At 63.9% G+C, this 21,497-nt stretch carries 21 protein-coding genes; 5 read left to right on the top strand and 16 right to left on the bottom strand.

All coding sequences use genetic code 11. From position 1 onward, the window contains the following. Positions 1-90: 90 nt before the first annotated feature. Complete coding sequence (locus LFL96_RS17510; RefSeq protein WP_060858913.1) at positions 91-294, bottom strand: cold-shock protein; 204 nt, start codon at positions 292-294, stop codon at positions 91-93. Positions 295-777: 483 nt separating this feature from the next. On the opposite strand from LFL96_RS17510, the gene LFL96_RS17505 reads away from it, so the two are divergent. Continuing rightward, positions 778-2,373 carry an APC family permease gene (locus LFL96_RS17505; protein WP_280996467.1) on the top strand — a complete coding sequence of 532 codons (1,596 nt, stop codon included), beginning with the start codon at positions 778-780 and terminating at the stop codon, positions 2,371-2,373. Between the two features lie 140 nt (positions 2,374-2,513). Here LFL96_RS17505 and LFL96_RS17500 read toward each other — a convergent pair whose 3' ends face one another. The 7 genes from LFL96_RS17500 to LFL96_RS17470 form a co-directional block, all read right to left on the bottom strand. After that, a complete protein-coding gene (locus tag LFL96_RS17500; protein ID WP_280996466.1) occupies positions 2,514-3,305 on the bottom strand; it encodes a class III extradiol ring-cleavage dioxygenase in 792 nt (263 codons plus the stop codon). 255 nt (positions 3,306-3,560) lie between these two features. Continuing rightward, entirely contained in the window at positions 3,561-4,160 is a 600-nt protein-coding gene (locus tag LFL96_RS17495; RefSeq protein ID WP_280996465.1) for a UbiX family flavin prenyltransferase, read from the bottom strand. A 53-nt stretch (positions 4,161-4,213) separates the two neighbouring features. Further along, positions 4,214-4,525: a Grx4 family monothiol glutaredoxin gene (gene grxD / locus LFL96_RS17490; protein WP_280996464.1), complete on the bottom strand. Its 312-nt coding sequence runs from the start codon at positions 4,523-4,525 to the stop codon at positions 4,214-4,216. A 128-nt stretch (positions 4,526-4,653) separates the two neighbouring features. Next, entirely contained in the window at positions 4,654-5,547 is an 894-nt protein-coding gene (prmC, locus tag LFL96_RS17485; RefSeq protein WP_280996463.1) for a peptide chain release factor N(5)-glutamine methyltransferase, read from the bottom strand. A 17-nt stretch (positions 5,548-5,564) separates the two neighbouring features. Beyond that, complete coding sequence (gene prfA / locus LFL96_RS17480) at positions 5,565-6,647, bottom strand: peptide chain release factor 1 (RefSeq protein ID WP_280996462.1); 1,083 nt, start codon at positions 6,645-6,647, stop codon at positions 5,565-5,567. 123 nt (positions 6,648-6,770) lie between these two features. After that, positions 6,771-8,057, bottom strand: coding sequence for a glutamyl-tRNA reductase (gene hemA, locus LFL96_RS17475; RefSeq protein WP_280996461.1), 1,287 nt, complete (start codon positions 8,055-8,057; stop codon positions 6,771-6,773). A 63-nt stretch (positions 8,058-8,120) separates the two neighbouring features. Beyond that, the gene (locus LFL96_RS17470; RefSeq protein ID WP_280996460.1) at positions 8,121-8,831 is read right to left on the bottom strand and encodes a response regulator transcription factor; all 711 of its coding nucleotides are present in this window, start codon (positions 8,829-8,831) and stop codon (positions 8,121-8,123) included. Positions 8,832-9,034: 203 nt separating this feature from the next. Between LFL96_RS17470 and LFL96_RS17465 the strand changes: the two genes are divergently transcribed. Genes LFL96_RS17465 through LFL96_RS17455 form a run of 3 tightly spaced genes read left to right on the top strand, consistent with a single transcriptional unit; the run spans position 9,035 to position 11,788 of the window. Next, the gene (locus tag LFL96_RS17465) at positions 9,035-9,289 is read left to right on the top strand and encodes a hypothetical protein (protein ID WP_280996459.1); all 255 of its coding nucleotides are present in this window, start codon (positions 9,035-9,037) and stop codon (positions 9,287-9,289) included. A 19-nt stretch (positions 9,290-9,308) separates the two neighbouring features. Continuing rightward, entirely contained in the window at positions 9,309-11,126 is a 1,818-nt protein-coding gene (locus tag LFL96_RS17460; RefSeq protein ID WP_280996458.1) for an aminopeptidase P family protein, read from the top strand. A gap of 38 nt (positions 11,127-11,164) precedes the next feature. Continuing rightward, a complete protein-coding gene (locus LFL96_RS17455; RefSeq protein WP_280996457.1) occupies positions 11,165-11,788 on the top strand; it encodes an HAD family phosphatase in 624 nt (207 codons plus the stop codon). Positions 11,789-11,810: 22 nt separating this feature from the next. On the opposite strand, the gene LFL96_RS17450 is transcribed toward LFL96_RS17455, so the two are convergent. The 7 genes from LFL96_RS17450 to ugpB all read right to left on the bottom strand — a co-directional run bounded on the left by LFL96_RS17450 (position 11,811) and on the right by ugpB (position 19,753). Then, positions 11,811-12,941 (bottom strand): DUF748 domain-containing protein, encoded by a 1,131-nt coding sequence (locus tag LFL96_RS17450; protein WP_281000811.1) that lies wholly within the window; start codon positions 12,939-12,941, stop codon positions 11,811-11,813. A 168-nt stretch (positions 12,942-13,109) separates the two neighbouring features. After that, a complete protein-coding gene (gene ettA / locus LFL96_RS17445; RefSeq protein WP_280996456.1) occupies positions 13,110-14,777 on the bottom strand; it encodes an energy-dependent translational throttle protein EttA in 1,668 nt (555 codons plus the stop codon). A gap of 233 nt (positions 14,778-15,010) precedes the next feature. Continuing rightward, positions 15,011-15,313, bottom strand: a complete 303-nt coding sequence (locus LFL96_RS17440) for a DUF3761 domain-containing protein (protein ID WP_280996455.1) — start codon at positions 15,311-15,313, stop codon at positions 15,011-15,013. A gap of 106 nt (positions 15,314-15,419) precedes the next feature. Beyond that, positions 15,420-16,508, bottom strand: coding sequence for a sn-glycerol-3-phosphate import ATP-binding protein UgpC (locus LFL96_RS17435; RefSeq protein ID WP_280996454.1), 1,089 nt, complete (start codon positions 16,506-16,508; stop codon positions 15,420-15,422). Positions 16,509-16,617: 109 nt separating this feature from the next. Continuing rightward, entirely contained in the window at positions 16,618-17,463 is an 846-nt protein-coding gene (gene ugpE, locus LFL96_RS17430; RefSeq protein WP_280996453.1) for a sn-glycerol-3-phosphate ABC transporter permease UgpE, read from the bottom strand. Further along, entirely contained in the window at positions 17,460-18,344 is an 885-nt protein-coding gene (gene ugpA, locus LFL96_RS17425) for a sn-glycerol-3-phosphate ABC transporter permease UgpA (RefSeq protein ID WP_280996452.1), read from the bottom strand. Before ugpA ends, ugpE begins: the two co-directional genes overlap by 4 nt. Positions 18,345-18,427: 83 nt before the next feature. Then, the gene (gene ugpB, locus LFL96_RS17420; protein WP_280996451.1) at positions 18,428-19,753 is read right to left on the bottom strand and encodes a sn-glycerol-3-phosphate ABC transporter substrate-binding protein UgpB; all 1,326 of its coding nucleotides are present in this window, start codon (positions 19,751-19,753) and stop codon (positions 18,428-18,430) included. Between the two features lie 378 nt (positions 19,754-20,131). Between ugpB and LFL96_RS17415 the strand changes: the two genes are divergently transcribed. Next, positions 20,132-21,109 carry a glycerophosphodiester phosphodiesterase family protein gene (locus LFL96_RS17415; RefSeq protein ID WP_280996450.1) on the top strand — a complete coding sequence of 326 codons (978 nt, stop codon included), beginning with the start codon at positions 20,132-20,134 and terminating at the stop codon, positions 21,107-21,109. Between the two features lie 25 nt (positions 21,110-21,134). On the opposite strand, the gene LFL96_RS17410 is transcribed toward LFL96_RS17415, so the two are convergent. Further along, positions 21,135-21,485: a nucleotide pyrophosphohydrolase gene (locus tag LFL96_RS17410; protein ID WP_280996449.1), complete on the bottom strand. Its 351-nt coding sequence runs from the start codon at positions 21,483-21,485 to the stop codon at positions 21,135-21,137. Positions 21,486-21,497 lie beyond the last annotated feature (12 nt).

The raw sequence follows: 21,497 nt of genomic DNA, 5'->3' as shown, positions 1-21,497 counted from the left end.
TCGCGAAGATAATCGCCGCTTCACGTGACGACAGATATAAAAAAACCCCGCCGAGGCGGGGTTTTTTGCGTCCAGAAGGAAGCTTTGCGCTTACGCCGGCTTGATGTTAGCGGCTTGCTTGCCCTTCGGGCCCGTCTTGACTTCAAACGTAACCTTTTGGTTTTCTTGCAGCGTCTTGAAGCCTTCCGTGCGGATTTCCGAGAAATGCGCGAACAGATCTTCGCCACCGCCGTCCGGCGTGATGAAGCCAAAGCCCTTTGCGTCATTGAACCACTTGACGGTACCGGTTTCCATATTACTTGTTCCTAAAGATGGTGAATAAGGCCGAAGCCCAGAGAGTGCATGAAAATCAAGGAAGGGGGTAATGGGACCAACCGGAGTACCGTTGATGGGCGAACTACGAAAGACCAATTCACTCGCCGCTTGAAATCCTGCCCGAACGTTATACGGCGATTTTGAGAGAAGGTCAACACTCCGCCGGCAACTTTCCAACTTTTCTACAGTCAGGCGTAAAAGTTGCTTACAAACCTTGCCGTGGTTTCGTTTTTTTTGCTAGGGAGAACCCTTAGTTTGGCTGCAGCAAGATGGTGCAACCGTTAAACTACGCGCCGCGCGTCGGTTGCACCTGATTAGAATGGACCGTCGCCGCAACTCCATGCTTGGCACTTCGTCCCGCGACCACGCGACGTCACGTGGTGCCGGCATGGTTCGGATGCAAATTTGCATGGGTCGGGAGTCGGTGCTCGGAGCACTCACGCCGGCCGTCAAGGAGAAGACGTGAAAAGTTCTATACAACGGAACATCGGGCCGTTCGCGCTGATGCTGACCGGCCTGGGCTCGATCATCGGATCGGGCTGGCTTTTCGGCGCGTGGAAGGCTGCAAAAATTGCCGGTCCTGCTGCCGTTTGTGCATGGGTGATCGGTGCGGTCGTGATTCTGGCGATTGCGTTGACCTACGCCGAGTTGGGCGCGATGTTCCCGGAGTCGGGCGGGATGGTGCGTTATGCACGTTACTCGCACGGCGCGCTGGTCGGTTTCGTCAGCGCGTGGGCCAACTGGATCGCCATCGTGTCGGTGATTCCGATCGAGGCCGAGGCCTCCATTCAATATATGAGCACGTGGCCGTATCCATGGGCGCATGCGCTATTCGTGGACGGGTCATTAACGACCCACGGGTTGATACTCTCCGCGGCGCTCGTGATCATCTACTTCATGCTGAACTATTGGGGCGTCAAGCTGTTCGCGCGCGCCAATTCGGCCATCACGATCTTCAAGTTCGTGATTCCCGGCGCGACGATCCTCGGTCTGATGCTGACGGGCTTCCACAAGGAAAACTTCGGCGAAACGAGCACCTTCGCGCCGTACGGCTGGTCGGCGGTGTTCACCGCGGTGGCGACGAGCGGCATCGTGTTCGCGTTCAACGGTTTCCAGAGCCCGATCAACCTCGCGGGTGAGGCGCGCAATCCGTCGAAGAGCGTGCCGTTCGCGGTGATCGGTTCGATCCTGCTGGCACTGGTGATCTATGTGCTGCTGCAGATCGCGTACATCGGCGCGGTGAATCCGGCCGACGTGATGAAGGGCTGGAGCCACTTCAACTTCGCGTCGCCGTTCGCCGAACTGGCGATCGCGCTGAACCTGAACTGGCTGGCTATCCTGCTGTACGTCGACGCGTTCGTGAGCCCGAGCGGCACCGGCACGACCTACATGGCGACGACCAGCCGCATGATTTACGCGATGGAACGCAACAACACCATGCCGAAGGTGTTCGGCAACGTGCACCCGTTCTACGGCGTGCCGCGTCAGGCAATGTGGTTCAACCTGCTGGTGTCGTTCATCTTCATGTTCTTCTTCCGCGGCTGGAGTTCGCTGGCGGCGGTGATCTCGGTCGCGACCGTGATCTCGTACCTGACCGGCCCGATCAGCCTGATGGCGCTGCGCCGTGCGGCGACGGACCTCGAGCGTCCGCTGCACATTCCCGGCATGAAGATCATTGCGCCGTTCGCGTTCACGTGCGCGTCGCTGATCCTGTACTGGGCGAAATGGCCGCTGACCGGCGAAATCATTCTGCTGATGGTCGTCGCGCTGCCGGTGTACTTTTACTTCCAGGCGAAGTCGGGCTTCAGCGGCTGGGGACGCGACCTGAAGGCGGCATGGTGGCTGGTGGCCTATCTGCCGGTGATGGCGATTCTGTCGCTGGCCGGCAGCAAGCAGTTCGGCGGTCACGATCTGATCCCTTACGGCTGGGACATGCTGGTGGTCGTGCTGTTCTCGCTGGTGTTCTATTACTGGGGCGTGCACAGCGGCTATCGTTCGGAATACCTGGACGAGCGCGGCGAGCATGACGAAGTGCTGGAAGGAATGGGCGCGCACTAAGTTGTCGCGGGCTGTTTGACGGAATACCGCCGGATCTGTCGATGCATCGACGGACCGGCGTGAAAAAAACCCGCCTGAGTTTGCGACTCAGGCGGGTTTTTTACTGGATGCGCGGTTTGCTGATTGAGTGGCGCGCCGTATCAGGCGTTGGCGCTGCCGAACACGTAGTTCGTCATCGCCAGTGACCGTTGATAGGTGCCGAGCGACTGGATCGCCAGCGAGTAGTCGTCATCGGCGGCGCCCAGGGCGGCGAACACCGGTAGCAGATGCTCGTCGGTCGGATGCATCAGCACCGCGTGCGGCGCCTGCCGGCGATAGTCGAGCAACGCATCGATGTCGCGCGCGGCGAGGCGTTCTTCGAACCAGTCGGTGAATTCGGTCACGCGCGGATCGGCGTCTTCCGGACGCGCGGAGAAATCGGCGGCGCGCAGATTGTGCGTGATCTGGCCGGAGCCTATCACCATCACGCCGTCATCCTTCAGCGCCCGCAGCGCGCGTCCGACGCGGAAGTGATGCGCGGCGTCCTGATGCGGCTGGATCGACAGTTGGGCGATGGGCACGTCGGCGTGGGGGAACATCAGCAGCATCGGCACCCAAGCGCCGTGATCGAGTCCGTGCGGCTGGACGTCGGCGCGCACGCCCTGTTCGCCGAGCAGCACGGCGGCGCGGCGCGCCACGTCGGGCGCTCCGGGCGCCGGGTACTGGATTTCGTACAACTGACGGGGAAAACCGTAGAAATCGTGGATGGTTTCCGGCGCCGACGACGTGCTCGCGACCGGTTGTGCGGTACCCCAATGGGCGGACAGCATCAACACGGCTTCGGGCCGCGGCAGTTGTGCGCTCAACGCGCCGAATTCGGCGGACGGCATCGAGGGATCGATCGGCAGCGTGGGCGCGCCGTGGGACAGGAACAGCGTGGGCAAGCGATTCATGGCAGCAACGCAGCCGCGAGGATGCGCCAGGTCAGTTGGGTTGGTATCAATATAAGTTCGCACCAGCGTTTGATAAACGGGTGAAACCGGAATTGATTGTGTCGCTGCTGTTGTTAATGGAGAGAGTTGTCGGCGACGGCGCGACATGGCCCGAATCGACGTCAACGCTTACGCCTGGTAGACCTGATTCCGGCGACGGTGCAATACGATAAGCGTCACGGCCTGCTGTTCTGCAGCCGCCGCCGCAACGTGGGTTCAGTCCGACGCGTCCCGCAAACCCTGCCATGCCGGCGACATGGCCGGCCCGAGCGCGAACAGATCCAGCACGCGCGCAACCGTGTGATCGACCATTTCGTCGATCGACGCAGGCTGGTTATAAAACGCCGGCAGCGGCGGAAAAACCACCCCGCCCATTTCCGTGACCGCCGTCATATTGCGCAGATGCGCGAGGTTGAACGGCGTTTCGCGCACCATGAGCACGAGCCGGCGGCGCTCCTTGAGCGTGACGTCGGCGGCGCGGGTGATCAGGTTGTCGGAGAAACCATGCGCGACGCTGGCGAGTGTCTTCATCGAGCAGGGGGCGACGACCATGCCGTCGGTGGCAAACGAACCGGACGCGATGCTCGCGCCGACATCGCGCACCGAATGGACGACATCCGCGAGCGGATGCACGTCTTCCTTGCCCAACTGGAGTTCGTGCTGGATGTTGAGCCAGCCGGCGCTGGAGATCAGCAGATGACTTTCGACGCCGCCAAGCCTGCGCAGCGTTTCAAGCAGCCGGATGCCGTAGATGGCACCGGTGGCGCCGGTGATCGCGACGATCAGCCGGCGGGGCGCCGCAGCGCGTGTTTCCATGGCTCGCGGCGCCTGAGGTGAGGGTCGGACGAAAACGTTCGGAACGCGGCCGCTCAGGCCGCGGCGAACAGTTGCTGCAGTTCGCCGGATTCGTACATTTCCATCATGATGTCCGACCCGCCGACGAACTCGCCTTTCACGTACAGCTGCGGAATGGTCGGCCAGTTCGAGAAGACCTTGATGCCCTGGCGGACTTCGTCGTCTTCGAGGACGTTCACGGTCTTGATTTCCGCGACGCCGCATGCTTTCAGGATCTGGATGGCGCGGCCGGAAAAACCGCACATCGGGAACTGGGCCGTGCCCTTCATGAAGAGGACGACGCCGTTTTCGTCGACGATTTGCTTGATGCGTTGTTGCGTATCCATGACTGACCTTGCGGTTCCGTGATGTGTAGGGAATAGGCTGAAATGATAGCGGATTTCGGTACAGCCGGCCGAAGGGCGCTTGAGTGCCCGACGACGGCCTGAGCACGTGGAGGCAGCGCGACCCGAACCTAGCCGGGGAACTGCCCGCCGCTGATCCGCTCGATGCCGGCCAGATCGCGCTCCGAGCGGACCTGCGCGAACCCTTGCGCGATCAGCAGCGCCCGGACCGCTTCGGCCTGATCGTAGCCATGTTCGATCCATAGCACGCCGTTCGCGGCAAGACGGGCAGGCGCACCGGCGATAATCGCGCGAATCGCGCTGAGGCCGTCGGCTTCGTCGGTGAGCGCGCCGCGCGGCTCGAAGCGCAGATCGCCTTCCGACAAATGCGGATCGCCGCTCGCGATATACGGCGGATTGCTGACGATCACGTCGAATCGCAACGCCGCGTCGAGCGTGGCGTACCAGTCGCTCTGGCTCAACAGCACGGCCCCGCCGGGGCGTTTCGCATCGAGCAGGCGTGCGGCGTTGCGGGTGGCGACCGCGAGCGCATCGGTGGAACGATCGAGCGCGTGGACCTGCGCGTCGGGCCGCATCGACGCAATCGCCACCGCGATCGCGCCAGTGCCGGTACCCAGATCGAGGACGCGGGGCCGCGACAGACCTTCCAGCGCCGTCAGCGCGGTTTCTACCAGCAATTCGGTTTCGGGCCGCGGAATCAGCACATGCGGCGTGACCTCGAAATCGAGGCCGAAGAATTCGCGCGCGCCAACCAGTTGCGCGACCGGTTCGCCGGCTACCCGTCGCGCCTCCAGCGCGCGATAACGTTCGACGGATGCGGCATCGAGCGCTTCGTCGGCGCGCGTAATCAACTGCGTGGGACGCCAGCCGAGCACGTGCGTGAGCAGGATCCGCGCTTCGAGCGCCGACAGCGGCGACGCGCGTAGCAACGCGGCCGGCGTGATCGAAGCGTCAGACGGAGAACCGGACGACGAAGCGGACAAGGCGGGCGGCAAGGAAGGCATGGGCGGATCGGTCCGGATCAATCCGAATCGCCGAGCGATGCCAGCAACTCGGCCTGATGCTCGCTGACGAGCGCGGCGATCAACTCGTCGAGTTCACCGTCCATGATCGCGTCGAGGCGGTACAGCGTCAGGTTGATACGGTGATCGGTGAGCCGCCCCTGCGGGAAGTTATACGTGCGAATCCGCTCCGAACGGTCGCCCGAACCGATCAGACTCTTGCGCGTGGCGGCTTCCTTCGCCTGCTGCTCGTGCGACTGCTTGTCCTTGATGCGCGCGGCCAGCACCTTCAGCGCGCGATCCTTGTTCTTGTGCTGCGAGCGGTCGTCCTGACATTCGACGACGATGCCGGTCGGCAAGTGCGTGACCCGCACCGCCGAATCCGTCTTGTTGATGTGCTGACCGCCCGCGCCCGACGCGCGGAACGTGTCGATGCGCAGATCGGCCGGATTGATTTCGACTTCGCCGATTTCGTCCGCTTCCGGCATGACCGCGACCGTGCAAGCGGACGTGTGGATGCGCCCTTGCGTCTCGGTGGCCGGCACGCGCTGCACACGGTGGCCGCCCGATTCGAATTTGAGCTTCGAATACGCGGCTTCGCCGGCGATCCGCACGATCACTTCCTTGTAACCGCCGAGATCCGATTCGCTCGCCGACATCATCTCGACCTGCCAGCGGTTGCGTTCGGCGAAGCGCAGATACATCCGCAGCAGATCGCCCGCGAACAGCGCGGATTCGTCGCCGCCCGTACCCGCGCGGATTTCGACGAAGATGTTGCGATCGTCGTTCGGATCTTTCGGCAACAGCATTTTTTGCAGCTCGGCGCCGAGCTTTTCCATCCGTTCACGCGCCGCGCGAATTTCTTCTTCGGCGAAATCGCGCATGGATGCGTCCGTCAGCAATTCCTGCGCGGTTGCCGCGTCGTTCATGGCCCGGCGCCACAGCGCGTAATGCTCGACCACGGGGCCGAGCTCCGCGTGCTCGCGAGTGAGCTTGCGGTATTGATCGAGATTCGAGGTGATGTCCTCGCGGCTCAACAGATCGTTCAGTTCGGCCAGCCGGGTAGTGAGCTGGTCGAGCTTGCGTTGCATGCTCGTTTTCATCGGACGGGGTTCGGAGCGGGCTCCGGAAAGGACGGCGACTAGGGGAGTGGGCTGACGCCCTGGTCAGAAGCACGTCGCGGGCCACCGGCAGGTGGCGCGGACCGCGCGGCGGGGGCTGCGCCGCTAACGCTCCGTGGAACCGGAGTGTTTGTAGAAACCGCTCATCAGTTCGATGAGCGTGTCACGGTTTTCGCTGCTCGCGCGATTCAGCGCGTGCGTGGGGCCGTGGATCAGTTTGTTGGTGAGCGCCTCCGACAGTGCTTCGAGCACCGCCGCCGGATCGTCGCCACGCGCGAGCATTTTCTGCGCGCGTTCGACTTCGGCGCGCCGCAGCACGTCGGCCTGCGTATGCATATGGCGGATCACCGGGACGATGCTGCGTGCGTCGAGCCATTGCATGAAGTTCTGCACGCGCGTTTCGATGATCGCCTCGGCCTGCGCGACCGCGGCCTGGCGCGATGCATTGCCTTCGCGGACAATCGCGCCCAGGTCGTCGACGGTGTACAGGAACACGTCTTCGAGCTGGCCGACTTCGGGTTCGATATCGCGCGGCACCGCCAGATCCACCATGAAAATCGGGCGGTGACGGCGTGCCTTCACCGCCCGTTCGACCGCGCCCAGGCCGATGATCGGCAAGGTGGACGCCGTGCACGACACGATGATGTCGAACTCGTGCATGCGTGTGGGCAGTTCGGACAGCGGAATGGCGCGGCCATTGAAGCGCTCGGCGAGCCGTGTGCCGCGTTCGGCGGTGCGGTTCGCGACCACCAGTTCGCGCGGCTGCTGCGCGGCGAAGTGCGTGGCGCACAGTTCGATCATTTCGCCCGCGCCGATGAACAGCACGCGCTGGTTCGAGACCTTGTCGAAGATGCGTTGCGCGAGGCGCACGGCGGCGGCGGCCATGGAAACCGACTGCGCGCCGATTTCCGTGGTGCTGCGCACTTCCTTCGCGACCGCGAACGTGCGCTGGAACAACTGGTTCAGATACGTGCCGAGCGCGCCGGCTTCGGACGCGGTGCGCACCGCGTCCTTCATTTGTCCGACGATTTGCGTTTCGCCGAGCACCATCGAATCGAGGCCGGACGCGACGCGAAATGCGTGGCGCACGGCTTCCGACTGCGGCAGCGCGTACACGTGCGGCGCGAGTTCGTCGATGGGCAGGTTGTGGTATTTCGATAGCCACTGGATCGCGGCTTCGCGAGCAGCCTGGTCGTCGGTGACGCAGTAAAGCTCGGTGCGATTGCAGGTGGACAGAATCGCCGCTTCCGGCGCGGTGCGGGCGGTACGGCCAAGCCATGCGCTCTTGAAGGTGTCCAACGCAGGTTTGATCTGTTCGAGCGGAAACGCCACGCGTTCGCGCAGGGCGACTGGCGCAGTGTGGTGATTGATTCCGATCGTTAGAAGCTGCATTTGGGGGAGCGATGGTTTAGCCCAATATTATAGCGTTTCTATGATTCTTACATCGTTGGCGCGTTATTCCGGGGCTGCCGGGCCGCCCGGCGGAATCGCGTCGAGTTGATAGCCGAAACCGTACAAAGGCGTCAGGCTGTAGCCCAGTTCAGGGCGCAACTGGAGTTTGGTCCGCACCCGCGATGCGTGAGTGTCGACCGTACGCGACCTTACGTCGCGCCGGCTCGTCCAGACCGTTTCGAGGATGTGCGCGCGGGATACCGGCCGGGACAGATTGCTGAACAACAACTGCGCGAAGCGGAATTCCTTGGGTGTCAGCGAGACGGTTCGATTACGGAATGTGACGGCGAGCGTGACAGGATCGAACGTGTAGCCGCCGATCACGTCGCGTCGCCGCTGAAGCGGCCGGCGCAGCCCGGCGCGCCGCAGCACGGCTTCGACCCGGGCCAGCATTTCGGGGCCGCGCACGGGCTTGCTCAGACAGTCGTCGGCGCCGGCGTGCAGTGCGGCGACAATCTGGCTTTCGCGCGGCGCCGTCATCAGCACGACGACCGGCAGGCCCGGCAGGACGGCGCGGGCGAGCGGAATCACGTCTTCGGCGCAATGATCGCCGGCCCAGTTTTCGGTGAGGAGAAGGTCGAAGAATTCGTCGGCCGCGCGTTGCAGGAACGGGGCGCTCGACGTGAAGTGTTCGCAGGCGTGGCCGCCGGCGAAAATCAGCCGGCCGATCAGTTTCGCGTGGGGCAAGTCCGGCTCGATAAGGGCGATTCGCATGGCGCGGTTTCAGCTTGACGATGACCGCGAACCAGGCGATTCCGTAAGGCTTACAGCTTGCCTAACATCACACCGACCCCTAAACTCAACCGCTATGCGGAAAGCGCCGTGCTGACTTCTATAGTTAATGAGACAAAAATGCTAGCTGTCCTGGCCCCATGCGCCCATGAGACAAATCTGAAATCGCGCGGGGTCGGCTGCTAATGGGGTGGCCTGGTGTCGTCGTGTTGGGCTTGGCGATCGGCTTTGCCGGCTGGTTGCTGCATCCGCTGCGCCGCGCTAGCCGTGTCCGTTGGTGGATGGCGCTGCTGGCCGGCGTCGTGGGCGCCGCCGTCGCGCTCATGGCCGGCAATGTAACGGGGCTCTTTCATGATGGCGATACGCTCGAATGGCCGGTTTGCACCGCCGTCGCGCTGATCGCCGTTGCCGTGACGGTCGGCGCGCTGTCCCGTCGTTGAATATTTGCAGGTGAATCCGATGAACGCACGACTCCCCGAAACTTCCTCCATTCCCGAACGGCTCGCGACCTTGCGCGATGCGATGGCGCGCGAAGGCGTCGCTGCGTACCTCGTGCCGTCGGCCGATCCGCATCTGTCCGAGTATCTACCGGGACGCTGGCAAGGCCGCCAATGGCTGTCGGGCTTCACCGGTTCGGCGGGAACGCTGGTCGTGACCGCGGATTTCGCGGGCGTCTGGACCGACAGCCGCTATTGGGAACAGGCCAATGCGCAACTTGCCGGCACGGGCGTCCAGTTGATGAAGATGACCGGCGGGCAGCAGACCGCGCCGCACGTCGAATGGCTCGCGCAAAACGTCGCGAGCGGGGCGACGGTCGGCGTGGACGGCGCGGTGCTCGGCGTCGCGGCTGCCCGTGCGCTGAACCAGGCGCTCGGCGCGCGCGGCGTGAACCTGCGCACCAACGTCGATCTGTTCGACGCGATCTGGCCGCAGCGTCCGTCGTTGCCGGCGGCCGCGGTGTTCGAACACGTCGCACCGCACGCGGGCGTCGCGCGAGCCGACAAGCTTGCGCAGATTCGTCGCGCGATGGCGGAGAAGGGCGCGCAGTGGCACTTCATTTCCACGCTCGACGACCTCGCGTGGCTGCTGAATCTGCGCGGCGCCGATGTCAGCTATAACCCGGTGTTCGTCGCGCACGCGCTGATCGGCGTCGATCGCGCGGCGCTGTTCGTGTCGGACGGCAAGGTGCCGCAGACGCTGGCCGATGCGCTGGCGCGCGACGGCATCAGCGTCGAGCCCTACGCGAAGGCCGCCGATGCGCTGGCCGCGCTGCCCGCCGGCAGCACGCTGCTGATCGATCCGCGCCGGATCACCTACGGCTCGCTGCAATCGGTCCCCTCCACGGTGACGGTGGCCGAGGCGGTGAATCCGTCCACCTTCTTCAAATCGCGCAAGACCGAAGCAGAAGCCGAGCATGTGCGCGAGACGATGGAGCAGGACGGCGCGGCGCTCGCGGAGTTCTTCACCTGGCTCGAAGCGGCGCTCGCGGGCGGCGAGGCGATTACCGAAATGACCATCGACGAACGTCTGACGGCGGCGCGTGCGCGCCGTCCGGGCTTCGTATCGCTGAGCTTCGCGACTATCGCCGGTTTCAACGCGAACGGCGCGATGCCGCACTATCGCGCGACCGAAGCGTCGCATTCGGTGATCGAGGGCGACGGTCTGCTGCTGATCGACTCGGGCGCGCAATACCTGAGCGGCACCACCGACATCACCCGCGTCATCCCGGTCGGCACGATCAGCGACGCGCAACGGCGCGATTTCACGATCGTACTGAAGGGCACGATGGCGTTGTCGCGCGCGCAATTCCCGCGCGGCATCCGTTCGCCGATGCTCGACGCGATCGCCCGCGCGCCGATCTGGGAAGCCGGCGCCGACTACGGTCACGGCACCGGTCACGGCGTGGGCTACTTCCTGAACGTCCACGAAGGCCCGCAGGTGATTTCGCACTACGCGCCCGCCGAGCCATGGACCGCGATGGAAGAAGGCATGATCACGTCGGTCGAGCCGGGCATCTACCGGCCGGGCAAGTGGGGCGTGCGGATCGAAAACCTCGTGCTGAACGTGCCGGCCGAAAAAACCGAGTTTGGCGATTTCCTCAAGTTCGAAACCCTGACGCTGTGCCCGATCGACACGCGCTGCCTCGACCTGTCTCTGCTGCGCGAAGACGAGCGCGCGTGGCTCAACGCCTATCACGAGACGGTGCGCGCGCGGCTGTCGCCGCATGTGTCCGGCGACGTCAAGACCTGGCTCGAACTGCGTACGCAACCTGTCTGAGCGGCGCGCAACGCAGCGATTCAACCCACGGAGCAGGCATGGCGATCAAGGCGGTGGTGTTCGATTTCGGCGGCGTGCTGATCGACTGGAGTCCCGAGTATCTGTACAGCAAGCTGATTCCGGACGAGGCCGAACGCCGCTGGTTTCTCACGCATGTCTGTTCGATGGATTGGGTGATCCGGCAGGACGGCGGCCAGTCGATCGCCGACGCCACAGCCGAGCTGATCGCGAAGTTTCCCGGCCATGAAGCGCTGATTCGCGCGTTCTACGAGCGCTGGCACGAAATGGTGGCGGGCCTGCTGGACGACGGCGTGGCGCTGATGGAAAAGCTAGAAGCCGCCGAGGTGCCGCTATTCGGACTGACCAACTGGTCGGCCGAAACTTTCCCGTACGCGTGGGAGCACTACCCGGTGCTGCGACGGTTTCGCGACATCGTGGTGTCGGGGCGAGTGGGGCTGGCGAAACCCGATCCGGCGATCTTCGCGGCCATGTTCGAACGGATCGAGGCGCAACTGCCGGGTATCGAGCCCGGCGAACTGGTCTTCATCGACGACAATCTGAAGAACGTCGATGCCGCGACGGCGCTTGGGTGGCACGCGGTGCATCACACGAGCGCCGCCCAGACCGGAGCACAACTACGGGAGTTGGGCTTGCCGGTTTGAGGCCTTTGAAGTCCGCAGTAGCTTACTGTCCCAGCAGATTCTTTAAAGCGTCCCCGAGACCCTTCACGGTTTCTCCCGCACCCTTCGCGACGCCTTCGACGCTGACCCCCAGCGTCTGCGCGAAACCCGCACCGAGCCGCTTCAGAATGCCTTCGCGCACCGAGAACTTCGGGTCGTGCAAATTCCCGTCCAGTACGAAATGCAGCGTGATGTCGCCGTTGTGCGTCTTGAGCGCGGCGATTACCGCCTTGGTCGGAATCGACATGAAGGTGTCGAGCGGATTGCCGCTGTCGGCGAGTTGCAGGTTGTGGACCGTCACCGTGCCGGGCGCGTGAAGTTGATAGTTGCGCACGGTCGAATCGACGGTGAGATCCACTGTGCCGCCGGTCACCTGCGCTTTCGCGCCGGCTTTCTTCAGCAGGTACGGGTCGAGCATCACGACGTCGACGCCGCGTAGCTTGCTGGTGGTCTGCGAATCCTTGGTGGCGATCCTGATCCAGCCGTTGAACGTCACCGTGCCGGTATGCGACGGTCCCTTGATCGAGCCGCTGAGGTCGACCTGGGTCGGCTCGGTCAGCGCCGGCAGATGCAGATGATCGACGGTCGCGGTTGCGTCGCTGACCGTCACCTTGAAGGCCGGCGGCCCGACCGTCATGTCGTAGAAGTGGAAATTGCCCTGCTCGAAGCTGATGTGATCGACGAGCTTTTCACGAGGTGTACCCGCAGCCGTCGTACCGCTGGCCGGTTGTTCGGCCTCGTTCCTGTTGAGCGATTCGCGCAGGTTCGGCAGCAGGTTCAGCGAGCCGTCCTTCGAGCGCAGCACGGCCATGTCGAAGCCGCGCACCACCACGCTGCGAATGTGCATGCGGTGAGCGATCAGATCGTGGATGTCCGGCGTGAGCGTGATCTCGTCCGCGCGCAGCGGGTCGCCGGCGGGCCAACCGGGTGGCGCTTTAAGGACGACGTTGGTGAGGTGAACCGAGGTGAAGCCGACGTCGATGCTTCCGGCGCTGCCCAATGGGCCGAGCGCGGCGACCACGCGCGCCTTCACTTCGCGCTGGGCGTATTGCAACGCGCCGACCGCGACGACGATCAATACCAGCAGCACGCCCGCGACGGCGACGATCCAGCGCTTGCCCTTCGACATCGCCATGGTCATGGTCTCCTCGTCACCGCTCGCGGCGCGGCGTGGCTGGCCGGCCGCCAGATACTGCAGCTGAGCGCGTTGGCCTCGCGCAAATGGCGGCACGCAGAACGGCGCCGCCTCACGCGCGAGTCACGCAAAGCGCGTGCCGCGCCGCCCGCCGCCCAACCCAGCGCGTTAGCGCGTGATCGGCTTGTAGCGCAGACGCTTCGGACGTGCCGCTTCCTCGCCCAGGCGCGCGCGCTTGTCCGCCTCGTATTCCTGGTAGTTGCCGTCGAAGAACGTGATTTGCGAATCGCCTTCGAACGCGAGGATGTGCGTCGCGATCCGGTCGAGGAACCAGCGATCGTGCGAGATCACCAACACCGAGCCGGCGAATTCCAGCAGTGCGTCTTCCAGCGCGCGCAGCGTTTCGACGTCGAGGTCGTTCGACGGTTCGTCCAGCAGCAGCACGTTGCCGCCCGCGATCAGCGTCTTGGCCAGATGCAGCCGGCCGCGCTCGCCGCCCGACAGGTTGCCGACCACCTTCTGCTGGTCGCCGCCCTTGAAGTTGAAGCGGCCGATATACGCACGCGACGGCGTTTCGTACTTGCCGACCGTCAGCACGTCCGCGCCGCCGGAGATTTCCTCGAACACGGTCTTCGAACCGTCCAGCGCGTCGCGGCTCTGGTCCACGTACGCGAGCTTGACGGTCGGGCCTTGCACGATCTCGCCCGAATCCGGCTGTTCGCGGCCGGTCAGCATGCGGAACAGCGTCGACTTACCGGCGCCGTTCGGACCGATGATGCCGACGATCGCACCGGCCGGAATCTTGAAGCTGACGTCATCGAGCAGCAGGCGGTCGCCGTACGACTTGCTGACGTTCTTGAACTCGATCACTTCATTGCCCAGACGGTCGCCGACCGGGATGAAGATTTCCTGCGTTTCGTTGCGCTTCTGGTAGTCCTGGCTGTTCAGTTCCTCGAAACGCGCGATCCGCGCCTTCGATTTCGCCTGACGGCCCTTCGGGTTCTGGCGCACCCACTCCAGTTCCTTCTTGATCGCCTTCTGGCGCGCCGATTCCGACGACTCTTCCTGCTTCAGGCGCTCTTCCTTCTGGTCGAGCCAGCTGCTGTAGTTGCCCTTCCACGGAATGCCGTGGCCGCGGTCGAGTTCGAGAATCCACTCGGCGGCGTTATCGAGGAAGTAGCGATCGTGGGTGACGGCGACAACGGTACCCGGGAAGCGCGTGAGGAACTGTTCGAGCCAGTCGACCGATTCAGCGTCCAGGTGGTTGGTCGGTTCGTCGAGCAGCAGCATGTCCGGCTTTTCGAGCAGCAGCTTGCACAGCGCGACGCGGCGCTTTTCACCGCCCGACAGATGCTCGATCTTAGCGTCCCATGCCGGCAGGCGCAGCGCGTCGGCGGCGATTTCGATCTGCTGTTCGGCGCTGCCGCCGTCCGAGGTGGCGAGGATCGCTTCGTACTTCGCCTGTTCGGCGGCGAGTGCGTCGAAGTCCGCGTCCGGCTCCGCGTAGGCCGCGTAGATTTCGTCGAGTTTTTTCTGCGCGTTGAAGACGTCGCCGAGACCTTCCTCGACCGCTTCACGCACCGTCTTGTTCGGGTCGAGTTGCGGTTCCTGCGGCAGGTAGCCGATGTTCAGGTTCGGCATTGGCGTGGCTTCGCCCTCGATGTCCTTATCCACGCCGGCCATGATGCGGATCAGCGTCGACTTGCCCGAGCCGTTCAGGCCGAGCAGACCGATTTTCGCGCCGGGGAAAAACGACAGCGAGATGTCTTTCAGGATTTGGCGCTTGGGCGGCACGATCTTGCCGACCCGGTTCATGGTGAAGACGTATTGGGCCATGTGTTCGCAATAGACGTTGACGACGCCGGCCGCGAGGGGCGGGCGGTCGTGGGGTGAATGGGTAATCGGTGTGATGGCCGGGCGAGCGGCCCGGCGCCGGCCGGCGCGGCGCCGGGCGCGATCCGGAACGCGCGGCGCCCCGCGCGCGGGCGGGTTCTTCAGGTGGCATTGTACTTCGGCGGGCGGCCGGGGCGGCAGGGTTTGGCCGTTCGGCCAGGGTGCGTTCGGACGCGTCAGAGCCAGTTGGCGACGCCGCCGTGCCGCGAGCAGGTGCCGCTGCGATGGCGGCTGAAGCTGTAGCTGCCGTCGCGGCAGCGCGCGGTCGCGCCGTCGGGCGCTTTGCCCGACAACGAGCGGGCGGGCGCATGCACGGTGTTGCCGTCGCGGTTGGTATAGGTGTTGTGGTTGCTGAGGTTGGCTTCGTCGGGCGAGGTGTCGGGCGCGACGTACGCGAACGCGGACGACATCCCGAACAGCAGCAGCGCGGCGGCGACCGCGCCGCGGCGCAGGGTGTGATGGAAGGCGATGCCTTGCATGGTCTCTCGGGTGTTGTTGTTATGCCGGCCGCGAGTGTACCCGCAGCCGGCGTGACGCGAGAACTGGCCTTTGCAGAAAAGGCCCGGATGAACCGATTGATCGCGCCTAGTTCACCCGCCGGCCCGTCGCCGGATCGAAGAAATGCAGATGCTGCGCCGGCAGCGCAACCTGCAGCGCTTCACCCGCCGCCGGCCGGTGCGCGTGCGGCAAACGCGCGGTCACGTCGTGATTACCCCAGCGGCCGTGCGCGAGGTTGTCCGCGCCGAGCAGTTCGCAGGAGTCGACGGTGAGCGTCGCCTGCGCGGCGCCGGCGGCGCCCGGCGTCAGGTGTTCGGGACGGATGCCGAGCGTCCACTCGCGGCCCGCCGCGACTTCCCGGCCGATCGACGGCACGCCCGCGAGCGGCAGCTTCGGACCGTTGCCGGCGACTTCGAACAGCGCGCCGTCGTCGGATACCCGGCCGTCCAGCAGGTTCATGCCCGGCGACCCGATGAAGCTCGCGACGAACACCGTGGCCGGCCGCTCGTAGACCTCGGTCGGCGCACCGATCTGTTCGGCGTGTCCCTTGTTCATCACGATCACGCGCTGCGCCAGCGTCATCGCTTCGATCTGATCGTGCGTCACGTAGAGGCTGGTGGTGGCGAGGCGCGCGTGAAGCCGCTGGATTTCGAGCCGCATCTGCACGCGTAGACGCGCGTCGAGATTCGACAGCGGTTCGTCGAACAGAAACACGGCCGGCTCGCGCACGATCGCGCGGCCCATGGCGACGCGTTGCCGCTGGCCGCCCGACAATTCGCGCGGCTTGCGTTGCAGCAGGGCGCCGAGTTCGAGAATCTGCGCGGCGGCTTCGACGCGCTTCGCGATCTGCGCGCGATCGACACCCGCGATCTTCAGCGCGTAGCCCATGTTCTCGGCCACGCTCATGTGCGGATACAGCGCGTAGTTCTGGAACACCATCGCGATGTTGCGGTCCTTCGGCTCCAGCTGGTTGACCACCTTGCCGGCGATCGACATGCTGCCCTCGGAGATGCCTTCGAGTCCCGCGACCATGCGCAGCAAGGTGGACTTGCCGCAGCCGGACGGGCCGACCATCACGACGAATTCGCCGTCGGCGACGTCCACGTCGATGCCGTGCAGCACGAACTGTTTGCCGTCGTAGGTTTTTTTAACGCCTTGCAGAGTCAGTGCAGCCATGCCGTTTTAGCCTTTCGTTGCGTGTCGCGTCGCGCGCGGACGTGAGTCGATGTCTTCCGTGTTGCCGAGGTTCGACGCCGCAAGCATCCGCTCGCGGCATCGACGTGCGTTACTTTTCCGCGTCGACGAGGCCGCGCACGAACCAGCGCTGCATCGTCAATACGACCACGAGCGGCGGCAGGATCGCGAGCAGGGTCGAGGCCATCACCAGGTGCCATTCGGTCGCGGTGTCGCCGGACGCGATCATGCTCTTGATGCCGACCACCGCCGTGGTCAGCGACTGCTGGCTCGTGATCAGGATCGGCCACAGATACTGGTTCCAGCCGTAGATGAAAGTGATCACGAACAGCGCGGCGATGTTCGTCTTCGACAGCGGCAGCACCACGTCCCAGAAGAAACGCATCGCGCCTGCACCGTCGATGCGCGCCGCTTCCATCAGTTCGTCCGGCAGCGTCATGAAGAACTGGCGGAACAGGAAAGTCGCGGTGGCCGATGCGATCAGCGGCAAGGTCAGACCGCTGTACGTATTGCCCAGGTGCATCGACGTGACGACCTGCACGGTCGGGAAAATGCGCACCTCGACCGGCAGCATCAGCGTGACGAAGATCAGCCAGAACGCGAGATTGCGGAACGGAAAGCGGAAAAACACGATCGCGTACGCGGAGATCATCGACACCGAGATCTTGCCGATCGCGATCACCAGCGCCATCACGAGGCTGTTCAGCAGCATTCGGCCGAACGGCGCGGCCGCGTTGCCGGCGCCGTGCGACCAGACGGTCGCGATGTTCTCGAACAGATGCGTGCTCGGCACCAGCGACAGCGGCACGCTGAACACTTCGTGCTCGCTCATGGTCGCCGCGCAGAACGCGACGTAGACGGGGAACACCACCAGCACGACGCCGAGAATCAGCACCGCATGGCAGAAGAGGTCGAAACCGCGGCGGTTCTCGATCATGAGTATTGAACCCTGCGTTCGATGAATCGGAATTGCACGACCGTCAACGCGACGACGATCAGCATCAGCACCACGGACTGCGCGCCGGAACTGCCGATGTCGAGCCCCTGGAAGCCTTCCGCGAAGATCTTGTAGATCAGCGTGCGGGTGGATTGCGCGGGGCCGCCGCCGGTGGCCGCGTCGATCACCGGGAAGGTGTCGAAGAACGCGTACGTGATGTTGATGACCAGCAGGAAGAAGCTGGTCGGCGACAGCAGCGGCAGCGCGATGCCGAAGAAACGCCGCACCGGGCCGGCGCCGTCGATGGCCGCCGCTTCGATCAGCGAACGCGGAATCGCCTGCAGGCCAGCGTAGAAAAACAGGAAGTTATAGCTGACCTGTTGCCAGACCGAGGCCAGCACCACGAGAAACATCGCCTGCCCCGCGTTCAGCGCGTGATTCCACACGATGCCGTATTTCGCGAGCGCATAGGTAACAAGGCCGATGCTCGGGTTGAACAGGAACGACCACAGCACGGCGGCAATCGCGGGCGCCACCGCGTACGGCCAGATCAGCAGCGTTTGATAGGCCTTCTTGCCGCGCGTCACGCGATCCGCGCAGACCGCCAGCAGCAGCGAAATCACGAGGCCCGACACGGTAACGAGCGCGCAGAAGATCAGCGTCGTATAGAACGACGACAGATAGAGCGGATCGGCGAAAAGTTGCTTGAAGTTCGCGAGTCCGACGAACTCGCTCGACGTACCGAACGCGTCCTGGCTCTGCGTGGATTGCCACAGCGCCTCGCCGGCGGGCCACAGAAAGAACAGCAGCGTGATCGCGAGTTGCGGTGCGACCAGCAGATAGGGCAGCAGGCTGGTGCCGAAGCGGGAGCGCTTGTCCATCGAAGATTCCTAACGTTGCGCTAGTGTTGCGGGTTCCGGTGCGAGTGCGCCGGAACCCTGCCGGCTCGTGGCCAGATGGCCACTTAGTTGCCGGCCTTCTCGAAGCGGCGCAGCAGTTCGTCGCCACGCGACACCGACGAATCGAGCGCCTGTTGCGGCGTCTTCTTGTCCGCCCACACCTGTTCGAGCTCTTCGTCGATGACCGTGCGGATCTGCGGCATGTTGCCCAGACGCAGACCCTTCGTGTACGGCAGCGGCGGTTTGTTCAGCATCTGCTTGATCGCGGTGTCGCTGCCCGGATTCTTCTCGTAGAAGCCCTGCTGCTGCGTCAACTGATAAGCGGCCGTGGTGATCGGCAGATAGCCGGTGTCCTGGTGCCACTTCGCGGCCACCGGCGCCGACGACAGATACGCGAGGAACTGCGCGACGCCCTTGTACACCGCCGGATCCTTGCCCGACAGCACCCACAGACTCGCACCGCCGATGATCGCGTTCTGCGGCGCGCCCTTCACGCTCGCGTCGTACGGCATCATGCCGGTGCCGAAGTTGAACTTCGCGTACTTCTTGATGGTGGCCAGCGAGCCCGACGAGTTCGTGATGATCCCGCAGTCGCCGCTATAGAACTTCGACACCGGTTCGTCCTTGCGGCCGACGTAGGTGAACGTGCCTTCCTTCTGCATCTTCTGCAGGAACTGGATGTGCGCGACCTGCAGCGGCTTGTTGAACTCGAGCTGTGCGTCGGCGCCGTCGAAGCCGTTGTTCTTCGACGCGAACGGTGCGCCATGCCACGCGCTGTAGTTCTCGAGTTGAATCCAGCTCTGCCAGCCCGACGAATAACCGCACGACATGCCCGACGCCTTCAGCTTCTGCGCGTCGGCTTCCACGTCGGCCCAGGTCTTGGGCGGCTGGTTCGGATCGAGGCCGGCTTTCTTGAAGGCGTCCTTGTTGTAGTACAGCACCGGCGTCGAGCTGTTGAACGGCATCGAGATCAGCTGACCGGTCTTCGAGTCGCTGTAATAACTCGCGATGGTCGGCACGAACGCTTTCTCGTCGAGCGGTACGCCGGCTTGCTTGAAGACGTCCGAGACCGGGATGATCGCTTTCTTCGCCTGCATCATCGTCGCGGTGCCGACTTCGTAGACTTGCAGAATCGCCGGGGCATTGCCCGCGCGATACGCGGCGATGCCGGCGGCGAGCGTCTGGTCGTAGGAGCCCTTGAAGACCGGGACAATCTTGTAGTCGCTTTGCGACGCGTTAAAAGCGTTGGCGATGTCGTTCAGACGTTCGCCCAACGCGGCTTCCATGCCGTGCCAGAACTGGATTTCGGTGGCGGCCTGAGCCGCCTGGCTGACGCCGACGCTCAATACGGCGGCCATGGAAAGCGTACGGAAAAGCGGCTTCAAACTCATCGATGTGTCTCCTGGAGAGAACGGGCGCGGTTGCGAATCGCGCGATTCTATTTGTGTTCGATGACAGTCCCGCGTCGGCGGCCGGTCGGCTGGCTCGCTGGTGGGCGGGTGGGTCGCTTGCGGGAATTTAACATCGGGTGTCACGAAAAAGAAATATGAAACGCTCTAGTCGTCTGAGCGGCGTTATTTGCGGAAGGTCAACGCGCGGTGCGGCTTGCTGGACGCGGGCGGCGGCAAGCCGGCAAGATGAATGGCGGGTAGGGACTTGTTCACGAGGTCGGCACGTGCGATACGGCATGACGTGCGTGGATCGTTTGATTTGACGTCGCGCCATGATGTTGTGGTGTTTGTTGTGGCGGCTTTTAATAAGGATTCCAGATGCTTGTTTTCATGCAACGAGTGGTGGCCGGTTCGATCCTTGGACTCGCCTTGGTGGCGTGTTCGTTGGCGCCCCCGGCCAATTCGCACGACGCCACGAAGCAGGTGACGACGTTGCCCCGAATCATCGCGCACCGCGGTGGCACCGGCGACGCGCCGGAAAATACGCTCGAAGCGATTCGCCTCGCCGTCGAGCATCGCGCGGATGTGATGTGGTTGACCGTGCAGTTGAGCAAGGACGGCGTGCCGGTGCTGTATCGTCCGGCCGATCTGTCTTCGCTGACCGATGCGAAGGGGCCGGTGTCCGGTTACACCGCGGCTGAACTCGCGCGCGTGAATGCGGGGTGGAGTTTTCGCGTCGGCGATACCTATCCGTATCGCGATCGTCCGCTCGGCATACCGACGCTGCGCGACGCGTTGCGCGCCGTGCCGCGAACCATGCCGGTCATTCTGGACATGAAGGCGTTGCCCGCCGACGCGCAAACCGGCGCCGTGGCGCGCGTGCTCGACGAGGAAAATGCGTGGTCGCGCGTGTCGATCTATTCGACCGAAGCGGATTATCAGCGGAGCTTTGCGGCCTATCCGCAAGCGAGATTGTTCGAGTCGCGCGACGCCACGCGCGGGCGCCTCGTGCGGGTGCTCTTGCATCAAGGCTGCGTCGACGCGCCGGCCGAGCATGCGATGACCGCGTTCGAACTGCACCGCGCGCTGACGGTGGTGGAGAAGTTCACGTTGGGCGAAGGGCAGTCCGAGGTGCAGGCCACGATGTGGACGCCGGCTACCGTTGCCTGTTTCAGGCAGAAGCCGGCGGTGGAAATCGTCGCGATTGCGGTGAACGACGCGGCGGATTATCGGGCGGCCGCGTGTCTCGGTGTGGATGCGGTGCTGGCCGATTCGCCGTCGAAGATGGTCGCGGTGCGGGAGGGCATCGCGTTGCCGCTGCGGTGCGGACGAGGTGATGTGGCGGATGGATCGTAACGGGTGAGGCGGCGTGGTGCGTTGATCAAAGGTCCGAATACTTCGTCGCGTTGCCTTTGGACTTCTCGACCGGATAACGCTCCTCGTTCAGCGCGACTTTCTCCATGGCGGCTTCGACCAGATCGAAGCCCGCCGTGTGGGCGACCAGCATCAGATAAATAAACACATCCGCGCATTCCTGTTCCAGATGTTTTTTCTTCTGCGGATCGAGCAGCAACGCGTCTATTTCGGAATCGGTCTTCCATTGAACCGTTTCCAGCAACTCGCCGGCTTCGATGCTGGTCGACACGATCAGATTGCGTAGCGTGTGAAATTGCTGCCAGTCGCGGGCGTCGCGAAATGCGAGCACTTTCTGGAGCAGATCGTTTGCGGTCATGGGTTTCATTCT

This window comes from Paraburkholderia sp. D15, assembly GCF_029910215.1.
Lineage (GTDB): Bacteria > Pseudomonadota > Gammaproteobacteria > Burkholderiales > Burkholderiaceae > Paraburkholderia.
This window is presented reverse-complemented; position numbering and strand designations above follow the sequence as displayed.